The organism is Bacillus sp. AFS055030 (genome assembly GCF_002574545.1).
In the GTDB taxonomy this organism is placed as follows: domain Bacteria; phylum Bacillota; class Bacilli; order Bacillales; family Bacillaceae_G; genus Gottfriedia.
Window position 1 is genome coordinate 96,550 of sequence record NZ_NUGT01000007.1, and the last position, 17,089, is coordinate 113,638.

Annotated in this window: 13 protein-coding genes; 5 read left to right on the top strand and 8 right to left on the bottom strand. The window is 32.6% G+C overall.

Annotated features, from left to right (window positions below; genetic code table 11):
- Positions 1 to 163: 163 nt before the first annotated feature.
- Positions 164 to 1,408, top strand: coding sequence for a helix-turn-helix domain-containing protein (locus CN925_RS02745; RefSeq protein WP_098844552.1), 1,245 nt, complete (start codon positions 164 to 166; stop codon positions 1,406 to 1,408).
- A gap of 189 nt (positions 1,409 to 1,597) precedes the next feature.
- On the opposite strand, the gene CN925_RS02750 is transcribed toward CN925_RS02745, so the two are convergent.
- On the bottom strand, positions 1,598 to 3,130 hold the full coding sequence (locus CN925_RS02750) for a DHA2 family efflux MFS transporter permease subunit (RefSeq protein WP_098844555.1): 1,533 nt from the start codon (positions 3,128 to 3,130) through the stop codon (positions 1,598 to 1,600).
- A 213-nt stretch (positions 3,131 to 3,343) separates the two neighbouring features.
- On the opposite strand from CN925_RS02750, the gene CN925_RS02755 reads away from it, so the two are divergent.
- The 3 genes from CN925_RS02755 to CN925_RS02765 all read left to right on the top strand — a co-directional run bounded on the left by CN925_RS02755 (position 3,344) and on the right by CN925_RS02765 (position 6,787).
- Positions 3,344 to 4,234 carry a TetR/AcrR family transcriptional regulator gene (locus CN925_RS02755; RefSeq protein ID WP_098844558.1) on the top strand — a complete coding sequence of 297 codons (891 nt, stop codon included), beginning with the start codon at positions 3,344 to 3,346 and terminating at the stop codon, positions 4,232 to 4,234.
- Positions 4,235 to 4,518: 284 nt separating this feature from the next.
- Positions 4,519 to 6,594, top strand: coding sequence for a carbon starvation CstA family protein (locus CN925_RS02760; RefSeq protein WP_098844561.1), 2,076 nt, complete (start codon positions 4,519 to 4,521; stop codon positions 6,592 to 6,594).
- Complete coding sequence (locus tag CN925_RS02765; protein WP_098844563.1) at positions 6,584 to 6,787, top strand: YbdD/YjiX family protein; 204 nt, start codon at positions 6,584 to 6,586, stop codon at positions 6,785 to 6,787. Before CN925_RS02760 ends, CN925_RS02765 begins: the two co-directional genes overlap by 11 nt.
- An 84-nt stretch (positions 6,788 to 6,871) precedes the next feature.
- On the opposite strand, the gene CN925_RS02770 is transcribed toward CN925_RS02765, so the two are convergent.
- The 5 genes from CN925_RS02770 to CN925_RS02790 all read right to left on the bottom strand — a co-directional run bounded on the left by CN925_RS02770 (position 6,872) and on the right by CN925_RS02790 (position 12,146).
- Entirely contained in the window at positions 6,872 to 7,543 is a 672-nt protein-coding gene (locus CN925_RS02770) for a YdeI/OmpD-associated family protein (RefSeq protein WP_098844566.1), read from the bottom strand.
- Between the two features lie 113 nt (positions 7,544 to 7,656).
- Positions 7,657 to 9,600, bottom strand: coding sequence for an FtsX-like permease family protein (locus tag CN925_RS02775; RefSeq protein ID WP_098844568.1), 1,944 nt, complete (start codon positions 9,598 to 9,600; stop codon positions 7,657 to 7,659).
- On the bottom strand, positions 9,590 to 10,351 hold the full coding sequence (locus CN925_RS02780) for an ABC transporter ATP-binding protein (protein WP_098844570.1): 762 nt from the start codon (positions 10,349 to 10,351) through the stop codon (positions 9,590 to 9,592). The genes CN925_RS02775 and CN925_RS02780 overlap by 11 nt, the downstream gene beginning before the upstream one ends.
- A gap of 104 nt (positions 10,352 to 10,455) precedes the next feature.
- Positions 10,456 to 11,460 (bottom strand): sensor histidine kinase, encoded by a 1,005-nt coding sequence (locus CN925_RS02785; protein ID WP_098844572.1) that lies wholly within the window; start codon positions 11,458 to 11,460, stop codon positions 10,456 to 10,458.
- The gene (locus CN925_RS02790; RefSeq protein WP_098844575.1) at positions 11,460 to 12,146 is read right to left on the bottom strand and encodes a response regulator transcription factor; all 687 of its coding nucleotides are present in this window, start codon (positions 12,144 to 12,146) and stop codon (positions 11,460 to 11,462) included. The genes CN925_RS02785 and CN925_RS02790 overlap by 1 nt, the downstream gene beginning before the upstream one ends.
- 499 nt (positions 12,147 to 12,645) lie before the next feature.
- On the opposite strand from CN925_RS02790, the gene CN925_RS02795 reads away from it, so the two are divergent.
- A complete protein-coding gene (locus CN925_RS02795) occupies positions 12,646 to 15,747 on the top strand; it encodes an Ig-like domain-containing protein (protein WP_098844578.1) in 3,102 nt (1,033 codons plus the stop codon).
- Between the two features lie 95 nt (positions 15,748 to 15,842).
- On the opposite strand, the gene CN925_RS02800 is transcribed toward CN925_RS02795, so the two are convergent.
- Together CN925_RS02800 and CN925_RS02805 are read right to left on the bottom strand one after the other, a co-directional pair.
- Positions 15,843 to 16,736 carry an IS3 family transposase gene (locus tag CN925_RS02800; RefSeq protein ID WP_142339175.1) on the bottom strand — a complete coding sequence of 298 codons (894 nt, stop codon included), beginning with the start codon at positions 16,734 to 16,736 and terminating at the stop codon, positions 15,843 to 15,845.
- A gap of 28 nt (positions 16,737 to 16,764) precedes the next feature.
- Positions 16,765 to 17,004 (bottom strand): hypothetical protein, encoded by a 240-nt coding sequence (locus CN925_RS02805; protein WP_098844584.1) that lies wholly within the window; start codon positions 17,002 to 17,004, stop codon positions 16,765 to 16,767.
- Positions 17,005 to 17,089: the final 85 nt, after the last annotated feature.

A 17,089-nucleotide genomic window follows, 5' to 3' on the forward strand; every position in this document is an offset into this window, starting at 1 on the left:
TTAGATAATCAAATACTTTAATGTGGTTCCTAAAACATTTTTCCATATACTAGCAATTAGATTTGAAGAATTGTCAACTCTTTGCAAGTGATGATATATTAAGATAAAGTTAATTATATTAAAAATTTAATTAATTAGGTTGAGTTTGAAGGAGTAGAGTATATTGTCAGTTGGGCAAATCATCAGATTTTATCGGCAAAAAATGGGGTTAACACAGGAAGAATTAGGGAGGGGCATTTGCACACTTTCCTATATTAGTAAAATTGAGTTAGAGCAAACAGCTTATTCCCACGATATTATTAAGGTTATTTCAGACCGGTTGAAGATTGATATAGAAAAAGAAGTTGCTCTTCTTTATGATATGGAAAATCAACTTAATCGTTGGCATAAGTTCATCATTATGCAAAAGATGGATTTTGTAGAGGCGATGTATAAAGAATTTGAAAGAATTCCATTTCTAAACTCTACTGAGTACGCAGCTTACTATACCTTGTTAAAGGCCAGATATTATATCTTAAAAAAAGATTATGTTAAGACATACTCTATTTTACAAAGTGTAAAAAAGATCTATCAAAATCTTCCCCCTTTCGAAAAGAATCTCTACTTGCATGTGTGGGGAATCTATTACATTGAAACAGATGAAATATCATTAGAAAAAGATACACGACAGGCGATCAATATCCTAAAAGAAATTGATATAGATAAATATAGAAATGATGAATACTACTACCACATAGCGAGAGCTAATTACTTAATTCAAAACAAAACAATGGCATATGCACAAGCTGAAAAAGCTCTGCGTCACTTTAAAGATACGAAAAACTTTAAAATGGCTTTAGAGACTGAAGCTTTTATGCTTGCACAAATTCACAATGATAAAAATACAGACATTAAACAAATAGAGGAAAGCTATTATAATTTAATTCAGGAATGTGATTTATTGAATGCAGTTGAAATTAAGTCAATACTATTAAGTAATTTATCTTTCATTTACTGGGGAAGAAAGGATTACTTAAAATCACAAAGATTATGTATAGAAGCACTTAATCTGGTTGAAAAACCTTCAGCCCCATATCTCAAAACTCTACGTAATTATTTGATTCTTTGCCAAGACGGTAAATTAATCAAAAAAACAGAAGCGTTAAGATTGGCACATAAAGGTAAAACAATCGCAAAAAATATGAACAATATGTTATATCAAATTTTATTTAAAATAATTATTTTTCGTATAGAGTATAAAAAAAAGCAATACTACGAGTATATAGAGGAAAAAGCGCTTCCGTATTTCCAGTCAGCAAACCACTTATCTTTGTTAAAAAAATATGCTATGGAATTATACGAATACTATCTTGAAACAGAGCAATACGAAAATGCCGCTAAAATTTCGTATATTTTAGTAGCAGTATAAAGTTAACATTAGCAATAATCATGGAATAGATCTATTTCTATAAAAATATATGTAAAAGACTAAACCTATGTTTCCAAGTAATATACTTGCTAACAATGGTTTAGTCTTTTTTGTGTCCACTTTCTATTGGTATATCTTGATGGTATGTCTTAAAATTTGTAGATTTTTTAAGTTTGGGAATGCTCTATTTTAATTCTCCGCTAACTTTTTCTTAAAGTTAGTACTAGTAGTTTTTTCTTTTACGACAGGTTCCTCTGCAGCTGTTACACGTTTGATAAAGAAAGCAAGTACTAGCGCAACTGCGGCAACGAAAACCGTCACATAAAATGAGAAATTAATTCCTTCTAACATTGCTTTCATTGTGATCTCTTGTTTAATTTGAGCAAGCATCTCAGGTGTAGGTTTACTAGTCACATGTTTCATCGCTTCGGCAGCAAGTTCTTTAGCTTTTGATTCTGTACGATTCGACATCACTGTTACGAGTAAAGCAGTACCAATCGCACCAGATACTTGCTGTAAAGTATTATTCATCGCAGTACCATGTGGATAGAATCGTTTTGGTAATTGATTTAAACCATTTGTTGATACTGGCATCATGACCATCGACATACCGAACATACGTAATGAGTATAAAATAATAATATGTGTATAAGTTGTATCCATTGTTAATTTACTTAATAAATAAGTAGTAACCGTCATAATCGCTAATCCTGTTACTGCAAGTATTCTTCCGCCAATCTTATCAAATAACTTACCCGTAATTGGCGACATAATTGCCATTAATAAAGCACCTGGTAATAGCATTAACCCTGCATCAAATGGTTTGATGCCGCGAAGTGTTTGAGTGTAAATCGGTAAAAGCATCATTGCTGAGAACATAGCCATTGTGACAACAATTGAGATCGCTGATGATAAAGCAAACATAGGGTAGCGATAAATTCTAAAGTTTAACATTGGCGTATCAAGTTTTAATTGACGTACAATAAAGGCGACTAATGAAATAACCCCTGCAATTATTGTAACGAAAACTTCTGGACTATCCCATCCTTTCGTTCCTGCAGTACTAAAACCGTACAATAATCCACCAAAACCAATACTTGATAAAAGAACAGAGAAAAGGTCGATTGTACTGTTTGATTTCTCTTTTTTATCTTTCAGTAAGAAAAAGCCAATAATTAAAATCGTCAGTGCAATTGGAGAAACAACATGGAACAGCATTCTCCAGTCATAATGTTCGATAATCCAACCTGATAAAGTTGGTCCGATTGCTGGTGCACCCATCATTACTAACCCAAAGAAGCCCATTGCAGTTCCTCGTTTTTCAACAGGGAAGCTAGTTAGCATAACATTCATTAATAATGGCATTAAAATAGCCGAACCGGAAGCTTGAATCATGCGGCCCGCTAATAATAAAGAAAATACATGTGCAAATCCTGCAGTTAAAGTACCAATATTAAATAAAAGTAGTGCAGTTAAAAATAAATGTCTAACAGAAAATTTTTGGATTAAAAAAGCAGTAGTCGGAATTAATATTCCATTTACTAGCATATATCCAGTAGAAAGCCATTGAACAGTCGAAGGCTCTACGTCTAAATCCTTCATAATGGAAGGTAAAGCAATATTAAGTAAAGTATTGTTTAAGAAAGCAATAAAAGCTCCAACCATTAAGATTGTAATAATTCCGTATGGTGGATTAATCGATTTATTCATGGACTGATCCATGATTTCCCCTCCTCTTTGTACATCTAGTTCAATTTTTTGAACTATGTTTCCATCATCTATATAAGATAATATGATATACCATTCATTCATTAGATGCAATTATAATAACCATTAGAAATCTTTAATAAACTAAGAAGATATTTACTAGTTAAAAATGCTAAAATAATGTACTATGTTTTTTAAGCAGTCATTAACTAGAACCAAGGTGATTATATGAATGATCGTAAACAGCATGTTGTAAAAATAGCTCATGAATTGTTTATTGAAAAAGGATTTCAAGCAACATCTATTCAAGACATATTAGACTATAGCGGTATTTCGAAAGGTACATTTTATAACTATTTTTCGTCAAAAAGTGATTTAGTAGTCGCACTATTTAATATGATTTATAAAAAGCTTGAACATGAAAGAAATGAGTTGTTGATCGGACAGAGCCCTTCAAATATTGAAATTTTCATTAAGCAAATAACTTTATTAATGGAGGCAAATAGAGATAATAAATTGATTTCTCTATTTGAAGAAGTAATTTATATAAATGACTTAGATATTAAACAGTTCATAAGAGAAGGTAATTTTAAGACATTAAATTGGGTATATACACGTTTAATAGACATCTTTGGTAGTGAGAAGAAAGACTTTTTATTAGATAGTGCCATTATGTTTTTAGGAATTATACACCATAATGTGAGGTACTATGACCTCGCAAAAGATATGAATATTAGTATGGATCAAGTTGTTCGATTTAGTGTAAAACGTTTGATTAAGATTGTTGAGGATGTTGAGGAATCTGGTGAACAATTATTCAATTTACAATTATTAGATAGATGGTTACCAGTAAGAAAGACCGAAGAAAATTTTCAACAAAAGCTATGTAGTGTTATTTGTACAATAAAAAAATCAGTTATAAATAGTAAAGAACAACAAAAGTACAATGAGCTACTAGATTTTATACAAAACGAATTGTTGCAGTCAAAAACGCCGCGAAAATTTTTAATTGAAAGTGCATTAGCATCCTTGAACGACGGGAAAGCGTTACTTGGAGAAAAAGGAATAAAAAGGCTGAATGAGTTGATCGACGTTAATTTTATTCAACATGTAAAATAACTCAATGAATATAAAAGAAGACCATTCTGTAGCTTTAATGCTTAGGATGGTTTTCTTTTGTTTTAAAAAATGATTAGGTCAAATGTTCCGAAGCTAAAGTTGTTTTTTCCCTTTGATTTCTTCAATTCGATAAGTTCAATACAACTTTCGTCTACTTTTATGAAAAAAAACTAGATTAGAATCAGTATAAATGTCGTTATTATACTTTTTTTACCACTAATTGACAAAAAATTCTGAATTGGTGATATACTTTCTTTTATAAATGAAAAAGGAGGATCTTGGTTGTGAAATCTTTAAAATCAATAGTAGTTTGGGGATTAATTTCAATACTTGGAGCTTTCTGTTTTTCTGTATTAGCTTTAAAAAGAGGGGAAACAATCAATGCAATTTGGCTCCTCACAGCTGCAGTTTGTACATATGCAGTAGCTTATCGTTTTTATAGTAAGTTTATTGCAGAAAAAGTATTTAAACTTGATGAAGATCGTAAAACACCTGCGGAAATTAATAATGATGGTAAAGACTTTGTACCAACGAATAAGTGGGTATTATTTGGTCATCATTTTGCAGCGATTGCAGGGGCTGGACCTCTAGTTGGACCAATTTTAGCTGCGCAAATGGGTTATTTGCCCGGAACAATTTGGATTATTGTAGGGGTTGTATTTGCTGGAGCAGTACAGGATTTTGTCATATTAGCTGCTTCGACACGTAGAAATGGTAAATCGCTTGGAGAAATGATTAAAGAAGAGATTGGTCCTATAACTGGGGTCATTGCTTTAATTGGTATTTTAGGAATTATGGTTATTTTATTAGCTGTTTTAGCGTTAGTTGTAGTTAAAGCGCTTGCAGGAAGTCCGTGGGGAATGTTTACGATTGCAGCAACTATTCCAATCGCGATTTTCATGGGTATTTATATGCGATACATACGTCCAGGCCGAGTAGGAGAAGGGTCTTTTATTGGCGTGATTTTATTACTAATTTCATTATTTGCAGGTCAATTTGTGGCAGAAAATCCAACATTAGCGGCAATGTTTACGTTTAAGGGAGAAACAATTGCTCTTATGTTAATTGGTTATGGATTTATAGCATCAGTACTTCCAGTTTGGTTACTATTAGCTCCACGTGATTATTTAAGCACATTTTTGAAGGTTGGTACGATTTTAGCTTTAGCAATCGGCATTATTATCGTAGCACCTGACTTACAAATGCCGGCCGTTACAAAATTTATTGACGGAACAGGACCAGTTTTCGCCGGAAATCTATTTCCATTTTTATTTATAACAATTGCTTGTGGATCTGTTTCTGGATTCCATGCATTAGTTTCTTCAGGAACAACTCCTAAAATGATTGAGCGTGAAACGCATGCACGAGCTATTGGTTACGGTGCTATGTTAACGGAGTCTTTTGTAGCTGTAATGGCTATGATTGCGGCTTGTTTATTAACTCCAGGTGCATATTTTGCTATTAATAGCCCACCTGCTGTAATTGGAACTGACGTGAATCAAGTGGCTCAAGTTGTTTCAAGCTGGGGCTTTACTATTGCTCCAAATGATTTAACTACGCTAGCGAAAGATGTAGGGGAACAAACAATTCTTTCTCGAACTGGTGGAGCACCGACCTTAGCAATCGGCATGGCGGCACTCTTTTCAAAAGTAATCGGTGGTAAGGCATTAATGGCTTTTTGGTATCATTTTGCTATTTTATTTGAGGCATTATTTATATTAACAACAATTGATGCTGGAACCAGGATCGGACGTTATATGACGCAAGATATTTTAGGAAATGTGTATAAGCCACTTGGAAAGACTGATTCACTTCCTGCAAATTTAATTGCGACAGCCATTTGCGTTTTCGGCTGGGGGTATTTCCTTTATCAAGGAGTTATTGATCCACTTGGTGGCATTAATACTTTATGGCCATTATTCGGTATCGCAAACCAAATGCTTGCAGCGATTGCATTATTGTTGGGCACAACGATCCTACTGAAAATGGGGAAAAAGGTATATGCTTGGATTACATTAGTGCCAACAATATGGATCTTAATCATCACAATGACAGCCGGTTGGCAAAAACTATTTCATCCAGCACCAAAAATAGGGTTCTTAGCGCATGCTAAAATTTTTAAAGATGTAGATGCTGGGACGATCCTTGCTCCGGCAACTAGTAAAGCACAAATGAACCAGATTATTCTAAATGACTATATTGATGCAACGATTTGTGGTTTGTTTATGATCATCGTACTTTTAGTTCTAATTGCTTCGGTTCGAAATTGGATAAATATATTATCTAATAAACCAATAAAATTACATGAAACTCCATACATTAAACGGGAAGAAAGTGAACCGAAAAATTATGCATTATAAGATGGAGGAGTTTAAAAAATATTATAAGCAGTTTATTAGTTTATTAGTAGGTGTACCAAGCTATGAGAAATATGTAGAACATATGAAAGCACACCATCCAAATCAACCAATTCAATCTAGAAAAGAGTTCTTTATCGAAGCGCAAGAGTCACGTTATAATTCTAAAGGTGGTAAAGTTACTCGTTGTTGCTAAAAAAGTATAATAAAACAGGCTACACTTCTAAATAATTTAATACATGAAGAAAATCCACAAGAATATCTTGTGGATTTTTGACTTTTATTTTTTATTCCTGCGATATAAATCCATTGTTTTATAACCAGCACCTAAGGCCATTTTCATTTCTTCACGCCTTTTTGTTTTCGTTGCTTCTTGCTTAGCGCTATATATATAACGAGCCCAGTCTTTACGATACCCAGGAGTTAGAGAATTATAGATCTTAAGTATATTAGGAGAATCTTCTAAATCTTTTTCAACGTTTGGAATCATATCGATATAGTCATCGACACATTGACTTGGTTTCGATGAGTTGTCAGCTTTTGTTTTCGTCGTATCTTTTAATCCAACAACCGTAAAGACATCATCAAGTCCAACCATTCGAGCAAATTTAATTGAACTTGAACCAATATAGCCGCTCTCATCAGCACCTAATCCTTCGAATAAATCGTCACGATGAATATAAGTCGGGTAGACTTTGTTTCCTTTTTTAGGATAGGCAATAAAAATATAACCATTTTTATCTAAATAATGATTCTGGATAATTTTTGGGACTAGTTCTTTTAGTGAGTCCATATCAAGTACAAAAGCAAATATGAGATCGTAAGGATGGTTTTGTAGATCCGTATCAAAATGTGGTAAATCTGCAAAATAATTTGCATCACTCGGTTGATTTAAAATGGTAGCTTTTTTATACTTTTTTAAATTTAGTTTTTCAACAATGGTTTTCGTCATCCCGATCCTCCTATAAAGTAGTATGTATAAAGATTTTATAAATCAAAATAAGTAAAAAAATAATAGAAGCTCAAGGTTCCAGCTTCTATTATTTAATAGGAAGTAGTATTAGTCTAAAGAGCTTCTTTAATTACTTTTTTATAATAAAGAACGGATAAAAGACCAAATACAGAGTATAAAATAGCATATAAAACCATCACGATTATCATTGGTGTCCAAACTTCAGTACCGAATAAGAACCATCCAGATTGGACAGCAAAATAGCTATGGATCAGTCCGATTACTAAAGGGATACCGAAATTAAATAGTTGTTTAGAGCGTATTCCTCTTAATAAGTCTCTACGAGAGAAACCTAGTTTACGTAAAATTGTATAATTCGGTTTCTCGTCAACACTTTCATCCATTTGTTTAAAGTATAAAATACATCCTGATGTCATTAAGAACGTTAGTCCTAAAAATCCGACGATGAACATAATAAGACCCATATTTGCTTTCTGGGTTTTAATGATTTCAATTCTAGAATCATTAGGATAATTCTTATCTAATTGATGATTCATAAAAATATCATTTGCTTTTTCGATTAGTTTTTCATCACTTATATTAATGCCATTATAGATAGTAGAATCTTTTTGAATTGATGGATCAAGATTCTGTTTTAACGTTTTATACACTTGATCGTCTACTATGACAGTAGGAAATCCACCATTTGTGAAGTAGGAAGGTATAATCTTTTCACGTTTTAATCCTAAATAGTTTAAATTAAACTTTTCCTTATTGCTAATTAATTCAACTTGCCCTGATTCCTTTATCGTCATAAACTTTTGTAGCATATCATCGTATCCAGTAAATAACGCTTCATTAGAATGGAGGTTTACTTTAATTGACTTTTCACTTACGACGGCAAGTGGAAACTTTTCTGTATCCTTCATCATACCGTCTAACCCTTTTTCTAGTATATTCTTTATATTTGCATTAACTTGAATAACCTCAGTATGTTCTTCTGTATATTTAATACCATTTTTATTTAGCGCAGATGTGAAAGTTTGTAAATCCTTCTTATTATTTAAGAAAAAATCAGCAGGGACATGGCTCTCAGCTGTCTTTTCAGCAGAATAATAAGAAATATAGCTTAAAGATAATAAACCAATTGCTAGTGCCGATACAGTTGTAATAATGGTTAGTAACAAAGCATTAGACTTCATTCTAAACATAATTGAAGATAAAGAGAGAACATCATTAATATTTAAATAGCCCTTTTTCTTTTTTCGAACGATATTTAAAATAAAGCGAACAGAGCTTTTATATACTAAATAAGTCCCAATGATGACAGACGCTAAAATATAGATCATTACTGCAAATAGTTCAGTCGTAGTTGTAAAATCACCATCAAATAGTTTTGATGATAAATAGTAACCTGAAATAATTAGTAAGATACCTAAAATTCCAATAGCTATTTCAAAAATAGACATTTTTTTAAGCTTACCTTCAGTCGATGAGACTACTCGGAATAAAGATAAAATAGTTTGTCTTTTTATAAAGACATAATTCATTAACATAATGAAAGCATAAATGACAACAAATACAATTAATGTCTGTACTAAAGCTTCTGAAGAAAAATGTAAAGTAGCGATCGCTTTAACGCCTACGATTTTATATAAAATCATAATGATTAGCCTTGAAATCGAAAAACCTACTAAGATCCCAAGAGCCAGTGAACTAAAATAGAGAATACAATTTTCAACTGTTAAAATACCAAAAATCCTGTTTTTAGTCATACCGATTAATTGAAACAAACCAATTTCTTTACTTCTTCTTTTTATGAAAATCATATTTGCATATAAAAGGAAAATCGAAACGATTGCAACAAGTAAAATCGACGCCGAGCGAATTGCTGCTGCTCCTTTGATCGAACCCTTTGTCGCTTCCATTGATGGGTCATATTGTAAGGTAACAAATGAGAAGTATAAAGCAGCACTAAACACTAAAGCAAAAACATATAAATAATAGTTTTTTATATTCTTTTTTAAATTTCGGAATATCAAATGATTAATGCTCATTGTGAACACCACCTAAAACACCTTGAGTTTTCATGATATCTTTAAAGAAATTCTGTCTCGTATCATCACCTTTGTGTAGTTGCGAATAGATTTGTCCATCTTTAATAAAGACTACGCGGTTGCAAAAGCTTGCTGCTACTGGATCATGTGTAACCATTACAATTGTCGCGTTTCTTTTCTCATTTAGTTCACTTAGTTTATTTAATAAATCTGAAGCGGATTTTGAATCTAATGCACCTGTAGGTTCATCAGCGAAAATAATACTCGGTTCATGAATAAATGCTCTAGCGGCTGATGTACGCTGTTTTTGACCCCCAGAGATTTCGTTAGGGTACTTATCTTTTAATTCATAAATACCAAGCTCTCTAGCAATTACTTCAAACTTTTGATTGGCTTCACTTGATGAAGTTTTTGTTATTGATAAAGGTAAAAGTATATTTTCTTTTACTGTTAATGTGTCGAGTAAGTTGTATTCCTGGAAAATAAAACCTAAATAGTTTTTACGAAATTCTGCTAATTGTTTTTCTCTCATGTCCGTTATATCTTTACCTTCAATTGCAATCGTTCCACTGTTGATCTTATCAATTGAGGAAAGAACGTTTAGTAAAGTTGTTTTACCAGATCCAGATGGACCCATGATACTAACAAATTCACCTTTTTCGATGTTTAAATTAATGCCACTTAACACTTCTTGTTTATTAAATTTATTTCCGTAACTTTTATGAATTTTATTTGCTTCTAAAATATTCAATTCATTCACTCCTTTATTTTCATTCGATAAAATTAGTATAAATGGTTACTAAGACCGTTTCCTTTGATTAACCGAACAATAAACAAAAGCATGTGACAATTTTGTCACATGCCTGTTATTTTTACAAATTCATTTCGATTAGGGAAGATTAGTGTGAAAATCGAACCCTTTTCTAATTCTGACTTTACTTGGACAGTAATATGTAGGGACTGGGCAGCTTTTTTTGCTAAATATAATCCCATCCCTGTAGAAGCGTTGTCTTGATGTTGGATTGTAGAAGTAAATCCTTTTTCGAAAATTCGCGGTAAATCTTTTGAGTGAATACCACGACCAAAGTCCTGAATTTCAAGAATCACTTGTTCATTTTTTTGCTTACTTATAATCCGAATGTCAGAGGATGTACTATATTTCACCGCATTTGTTAATAGCTGTCGTATTATATATGATAACCATTTAGCATCACTGAATACTTCTAGCTCCTCTAACTCAATATCAAATCCAATACCTTTATGAATACACCATGATTGCAAAGTTTTTATCTCTGGATAAATGACATCTTCAAGTTGAATTTTTTCGATATAAAGATCATTTTCAATAAATGGAATCCTTTTTTGGTGAAGCTGTTGATCTAGTAATAGGTGGATACGTAACCATTCATAAGTTAAATTTGATTTCAACTTTTCATCCTTCATCCGATCAATCATTAAATGCATTGCTGTTAAAGGCGTTTTTACTTCATGGATCCATGATAGGAGCTCATCTTTTTCTTGCTCTAAATAAGTTTGATTTTGAATAGCTATTTTTTTAAATAAGATTGTTTGGTTCGTTAAACTGTTTTCTACAATTTCTTCAAATGGACTATTTGAATCTTCAATACCAGTCAAATCAAGGTTATCTTCACGTTCGATGAGACTTTTATAAAATTTTATTTCTTTAGGATATCGAACGACTAAAAAAATAAAAAACAATAATAGTGATAGAAAGACAATGTAAAGTAATGATTTTATTGGAATTGACGAATCAATAAAAGAAACAAATACAATGAGTACTTGCGTTAATAGAAAAAAAAGTATCCAACTAAATCGCTCAATTAAAAATGTTCTAAACATTAGATCGCCTCTTCTAAAGCAATATATCCTTGACCAACCTTTGTTTCAATAAATTGCCCTAAACCTATTTCATCTAATCTTTTACGTAATCGATTTACGTTTACAGTCAAAGTATTATCACTAATAAATCGCTTATCATCCCAAAGGGCATTTATTAATTCCTCACGACTTACAATTTTATTTTTTTGTTCAATTAGCAGTTTTAAAATATAAATCTCATTTTTTGTAAGTTCAATTGCACCATTTTCATTCGATACCGTATTTTTTTCATAGTCCACGGTTGCACCACACCAAGTTTTAAGAGCAATTTTTTCAGTATTGTAATTATAAACGCGTCTAAGAGTAGCTTGGATTTTTGCAATTAGTACATCAAAATGGAATGGTTTTTGTATAAAATCATCTGCTCCAAGCTGCATTGACATGACCATATCTGAAGGGTGATCTCTTGAAGATAAAAAGATAATTGGTACGTTTGAATGGGAACGGATCATACGGCACCAGTGAAAACCATCGTATTTTGGTAGTTGTATATCAATGATAACTAAATCTGGTTTGATCTCTGTAAACTCTTGAATTACCTTACTAAAGTCATTTATGCCATATACCTCATAGGACCATCCTGATAAACGGTCTTTAATCTCAGTGAATAGGGAAGAATCATCTTCAATGAGTAATAGTTTAAACAAAGAATTCACCACACTTTTTTATTTACTTTCCATTAATTGTAAAATAAAACGACAATGAATGCTATTAACTATAGAATTTAATGAAATTAAGAAGAAATAGAATCATAATTAACTCGAGTAGGATGAAAGTAGTGAAATAATAAGTTCTTACGAAGCTGATACTCCTAAGAATGGAGTATCAGCTCTTCATATACACAGACAATAGACATATTTTCAAGGACTCTAATTCGAAGATTGTCATATTAAATCATATTTTACACAGGAATACCATACTATTAGACTAAAAATCCCCATCCATCGACAAATCAAATCAAGATCATTTAAAATCCTGTATTGTTAATAATTCTGAATACTCATAATATTAGGTTGTTGAGTGCTCAATCTATTATTTTTTCTAAAAATCCATATGATCGTAAGTTTAGTATTTCTTCAAATACTAGTAATTTGTTATGAAAAAGTTCTAATTTCAATCTGAATTAAAATTTTAGGAGGACAACAAATGAGGTTACAGAGCCTTAATCGGGTTTTTACATTAACGATCATTTTTACATTATTTATCTCTTTATTTAGTAATTTGACCTTTGCAGCATCGAAAACAGAAATAAAGGTCCCTAAGAGTAAAAAAATTGTAAAAATGCTTCCTAGTGAGTCTACGGTATCTTTTGCACTTTCAGAAGTCAGCCATAAATTATCAATTGTAGCAGTATACGAAGATGGCACTAAAAAGGATGTCTCAAAAGAAGGACAATGGACTTCTGCCAATAAAAAGATTGTAACAGTAAAAAATGGGACACTAAAGGCTATTTCTACGGGATCTACACAAGTTCAATTTAAGCTTGGAGCAGCAGTATCAAAAGTTGATGTTTCGATTACTATAAAGAAAGACAAGCCTAAAACTCAAAAAAAACCGAAAATAGTCACTTTAATGCTATCAGCTTATCGAACAACTTTTATTAAACAAGGAGAAAAGAAATCAATTCAATTGAAAGCACTTTATAGTGACGGTTCTGTAAAAGACGTAACTAGTTCTGCTACTTGGAAATCGAGCGATACTTCAATTGTAAAAGTCTCAAAAGGAGAAATAAAAGGTATTACAGCAGGTGATACTTTTTTAAAGGTTAAATATTCAACATTTCCTGAGATTAACTTTTTTGTTTCAGTTAAAGAGGTTTATGTAGAAACAACAGGACTTGAACTTTCAGTAGGGCAGTTAAGACTAGAGGCAACTGACAAGCCTGTCCAAGTTGAAGCTCAAACTAGAACATCTTTAGGTGTAGTGAAAGATGTGAAAACACTTGGTAAATGGGAAGCAACAAATACTAATGTTGCAACCGTAAATAGTAGTGGTTTGATCACTCCGGTTGGGGTAGGAGAAGCATATATTTATTTTAAGTATGATAAATTTGTAGATGCTGTACGGGTTAAGGTCGTTAAACCGAAAAAACTTGTAACGGATACACCTAATATTGAAATTTTACCAAATGCTTCATTCGAGGCAACCTTAAATGAAGTATTTAATGACGGTACGTCTGTAGATGTCAGAGATAAAGCAGCTTGGACGAGTGATAATCCTAGCATTGCCACAGTAACAAACAATGGTTTAATCATTGGAGGTAAGACAGGTAAAACAAAAATTAGAGCTTCCTACCGCTCTAATCTACATCCTCCAATTGAAATAAATGTCAACATCACAAATAAGCTTTCTGCACCTAAACCAATTGGCTTAACGGCTACACCTTCCAACTTCTACTTAAAAGCTGGAGAGGAAAAGAAAATATCAATTAAAGCCATATATAGTGATGGAATGGTAAAGGATGTAACAAATTCCGTTGAGCTAATTAGTAGCGATCCTAGAGTAGCGTCAGGTAGTTTAGATAAGGTGACGGGCCACAATAAAGGTACAGCTATATTAACTGCTATTTTTGAGAGGCAAACTGTCGATATTCCAGTAATAGTTAAGCAATACAATGCTACTCCATTGCCTGAAAAAATTACCGTTACACCTAATGTGACGAATATGATTGTAAACGAGCAAAAGCAGTTAAACGTGAAAGCATACTATTCGGATGGATCTGAACTGGATGTAACTTCTTTATCACTTTACAATTCTTCTAACCCAAATGTCGTTTCGATCGATAAAGATGGATTGATTACAGCTCATGGTAAAGGTACAGCAAATGTAAGCGTATATAGTATGGACTACACAAAACGATTTGAAATTGTTGTATCAGATAAAAAGATAGTTAGTCGAATAATTGATTTAGAACCAAGTGAAACAGACATTAAATTTAAAATAACTGAACGAACGCACCCGTTTTCTGTAAAAGCAAAATATCAAGATGGTTCAAATGCGGACGTTACATCTCTTGGAAGATGTACAACACTAAATCCAGATATTGTTACAGTAGAAAATGGTGTACTGACTGCGGTCTCACCTGGTACTACACAAGTTCTAATCAACAACGGTACAATTACAGAAATACTTGATGTCACAATTTTACCTGAAAGTCCACAACAAGAAAAACAAGAAACGGATTTAAAAATTGAATCATTACTAGTTAATACCTTCGATGTTGTCGTTCAAAGAGGTAAACTTTATCCTTTTAAAATTTCAGGGCAATATAATGATGGCGTTCAGAGAAATCTTACACAGTTGGTAAAATGGAAAGTAAAGAATCCATCAATTGCTAGTATTTCAGAAGGAAAGATTATTGGTAAAAAGAATGGAAAAACTACTATTATAGGTAAAATAGACGGATACCAATTTGAAATTCCTGTTAATGTAATTGAAACACTTGGACCCGTTAACTTATTTTCACTTACTTTAAGTCAGGGGTATCTGCTAATGCAACCAGGAGATCAGCCAGTAGATATCATTCCATTCGCAGAGTATACAAACAGTGAAGTTGTAGAAGTCGATCGAGAGGGAAAATGGGAGTCTACAGATGAGAGTGTTGCTAAGGTTGATCAAAACGGGGTTATCACGCCAGTAGGCACGGGTGAAGCCCATGTCTTCTTCCGCTATCATAATGGCTTTAATGATGCAGTTTGGGTGAGAGTAATGAAGCCTAAGGAATTAGTGTCAAATGTCGGTGATGATAAAGTAGTTTTAGAACCAAAAGAAATGACGAATATAAGCATTGATGCAGTATATGGTAATGGTCGGTGGGACAGATTTGAAGTAACAGATAATGTAGAATGGAGTGTTGCAGATGAAACAGTTGCAACCATTTCTGATACCGGACGGATTACTGCCCAGTCCGTTGGAAAAACGACAATTACCGCATCCTATTTAGGAGTGACGAAAGAGCTAAATATTGAAGTTGTTGCTAAACATGCCACTCATGTAGTAGGAATATTCGCTACACCAGACAATGTTGTTAAATCAGTAGGTTCAAAAATGAAATTAAAAATTAATGCATTATTTAGTGATGGTACTGTAAAGGATATTACAACTGAAGTGTTTTGGAGAATGTCAAACTCTGATGTCGCTTATGTTACGAAAGATCATTATGTATTTGCAGCCTCTGAAGGAGCAGCAGTTGTAAGAGCGGAGTATGCAGGATTTAGTTATATTATCCCAATTGTGGTAATAAAATAATAAAATTTAGTTCCCCCCTTAATTAAGTTTAATAAAAAAAAGCTCATTTCTAAGTTATAGTCTGAACCCCATTTTTGGGACTTCAGAAAAAACACCTATGCCGCAACCTGCTCCCGATATTTTATCGGGGGTAGGTTATTTAGTTTTATTTGAATTCGTTCATTGTTATAATAATAAATATATTCTTTCACAATCTCAATGATTTTGGAGTTGGTCGCTGCGTAATCTTGAGAGTAGAAGGCTTCTGTCTTCAAATGTGAGAAGAATGATTCGATTTGAACATTATCGTAGCATACTCCTTTTTGGGACATGCTTTGGATAATGTTCTTTTCTTTTACGTATGCCTGAAATTTGGGCGATGTATAGAGACCTCCTTGATCAGAATGTAGAATAACTTTGTTAATTTTCCTTTTCTCCAAAGCTTGATCTACTGTATCGTAGGCTAACTTTAGATTGGGAGAATCACTTATTACAGCGCTTATTACCTCGTTATTAAATCCATCAATAATAGCTGATAAATATAAATGGTTTTCTCCAAATGTTAGAGTCGATACATCTGTATACCACTTTTGGTTCGGAGCTTCAGCTTTAAACTTTCTTTTAATTAAATCTTTCATTTTTACACTTTCAGAAGGCTTATAGTGCACAAACTTTCTTCTTCTGATTTTCGCAAATAACCCAATTTCTCGCATTAATCTTCTAACTTTCTTCCGATTAATTTTCAAACCGTGAACTGTCTTTAATTCACCTGTAACTCGTCGGTAACCATACCTTTTCTTATGTTTCTTGTATATTTTTTTAATCAATTTAATTAATTCCTGATCATCATTTGAAAGCTTTTGTCTTTTCCAACGGTAATAACTACTTTTTGGGATCTCAAGAAACAGTAACATTTCTCGAATTGGATATTTTGTCTTTAGTTCCTCTATTACCTTTACAATACCCGTCTTCGTTAATTTTTTGAGATCCCTTTTAACTTTCCCAGTAATTCATTTTGCATCTCAAGTTGCCTAATCCTTAATTTAAGTGCTTCAACTTCCGAAATGCTTCTATCCCTTTATTAAAAGTATATTGTTTACCCACTGGCTGATTAAATCGATGTGTCTCTCCAGCACGATGCCACTTCACCCATGTCTTAATTTGTGAGACATTTTTTATTCCTAACGTTTCCATAATCTCTTTATTCGAACAGCCATCCTCTTTCATTTTTACAGCTTTCCATTTTACAACCGGATCATAATGAACTCTTGTCCCCATAAAAAAACACCTCTTATGAAATATAGTTTAACTATACGACATAAAAGGTGTTTTTTCTTGTGTCCCACTTAGAGGGTTCACTCTA

Coding starts and splice junctions, on each gene's coding strand:
- CN925_RS02750 (WP_098844555.1), bottom strand. CDS start 3,130: ATGGATCAGTCCATGAATAAATCGATTAATCCACCATACGGAATTATT.
- CN925_RS02755 (WP_098844558.1), top strand. CDS start 3,344: ATGAATGATCGTAAACAGCATGTTGTAAAAATAGCTCATGAATTGTTT.
- CN925_RS02765 (WP_098844563.1), top strand. CDS start 6,584: ATGCATTATAAGATGGAGGAGTTTAAAAAATATTATAAGCAGTTTATT.
- CN925_RS02770 (WP_098844566.1), bottom strand. CDS start 7,543: ATGACGAAAACCATTGTTGAAAAACTAAATTTAAAAAAGTATAAAAAA.
- CN925_RS02775 (WP_098844568.1), bottom strand. CDS start 9,600: ATGAGCATTAATCATTTGATATTCCGAAATTTAAAAAAGAATATAAAA.
- CN925_RS02785 (WP_098844572.1), bottom strand. CDS start 11,460: ATGTTTAGAACATTTTTAATTGAGCGATTTAGTTGGATACTTTTTTTT.
- CN925_RS02795 (WP_098844578.1), top strand. CDS start 12,646: ATGAGGTTACAGAGCCTTAATCGGGTTTTTACATTAACGATCATTTTT.
- CN925_RS02805 (WP_098844584.1), bottom strand. CDS start 17,004: ATGGGGACAAGAGTTCATTATGATCCGGTTGTAAAATGGAAAGCTGTA.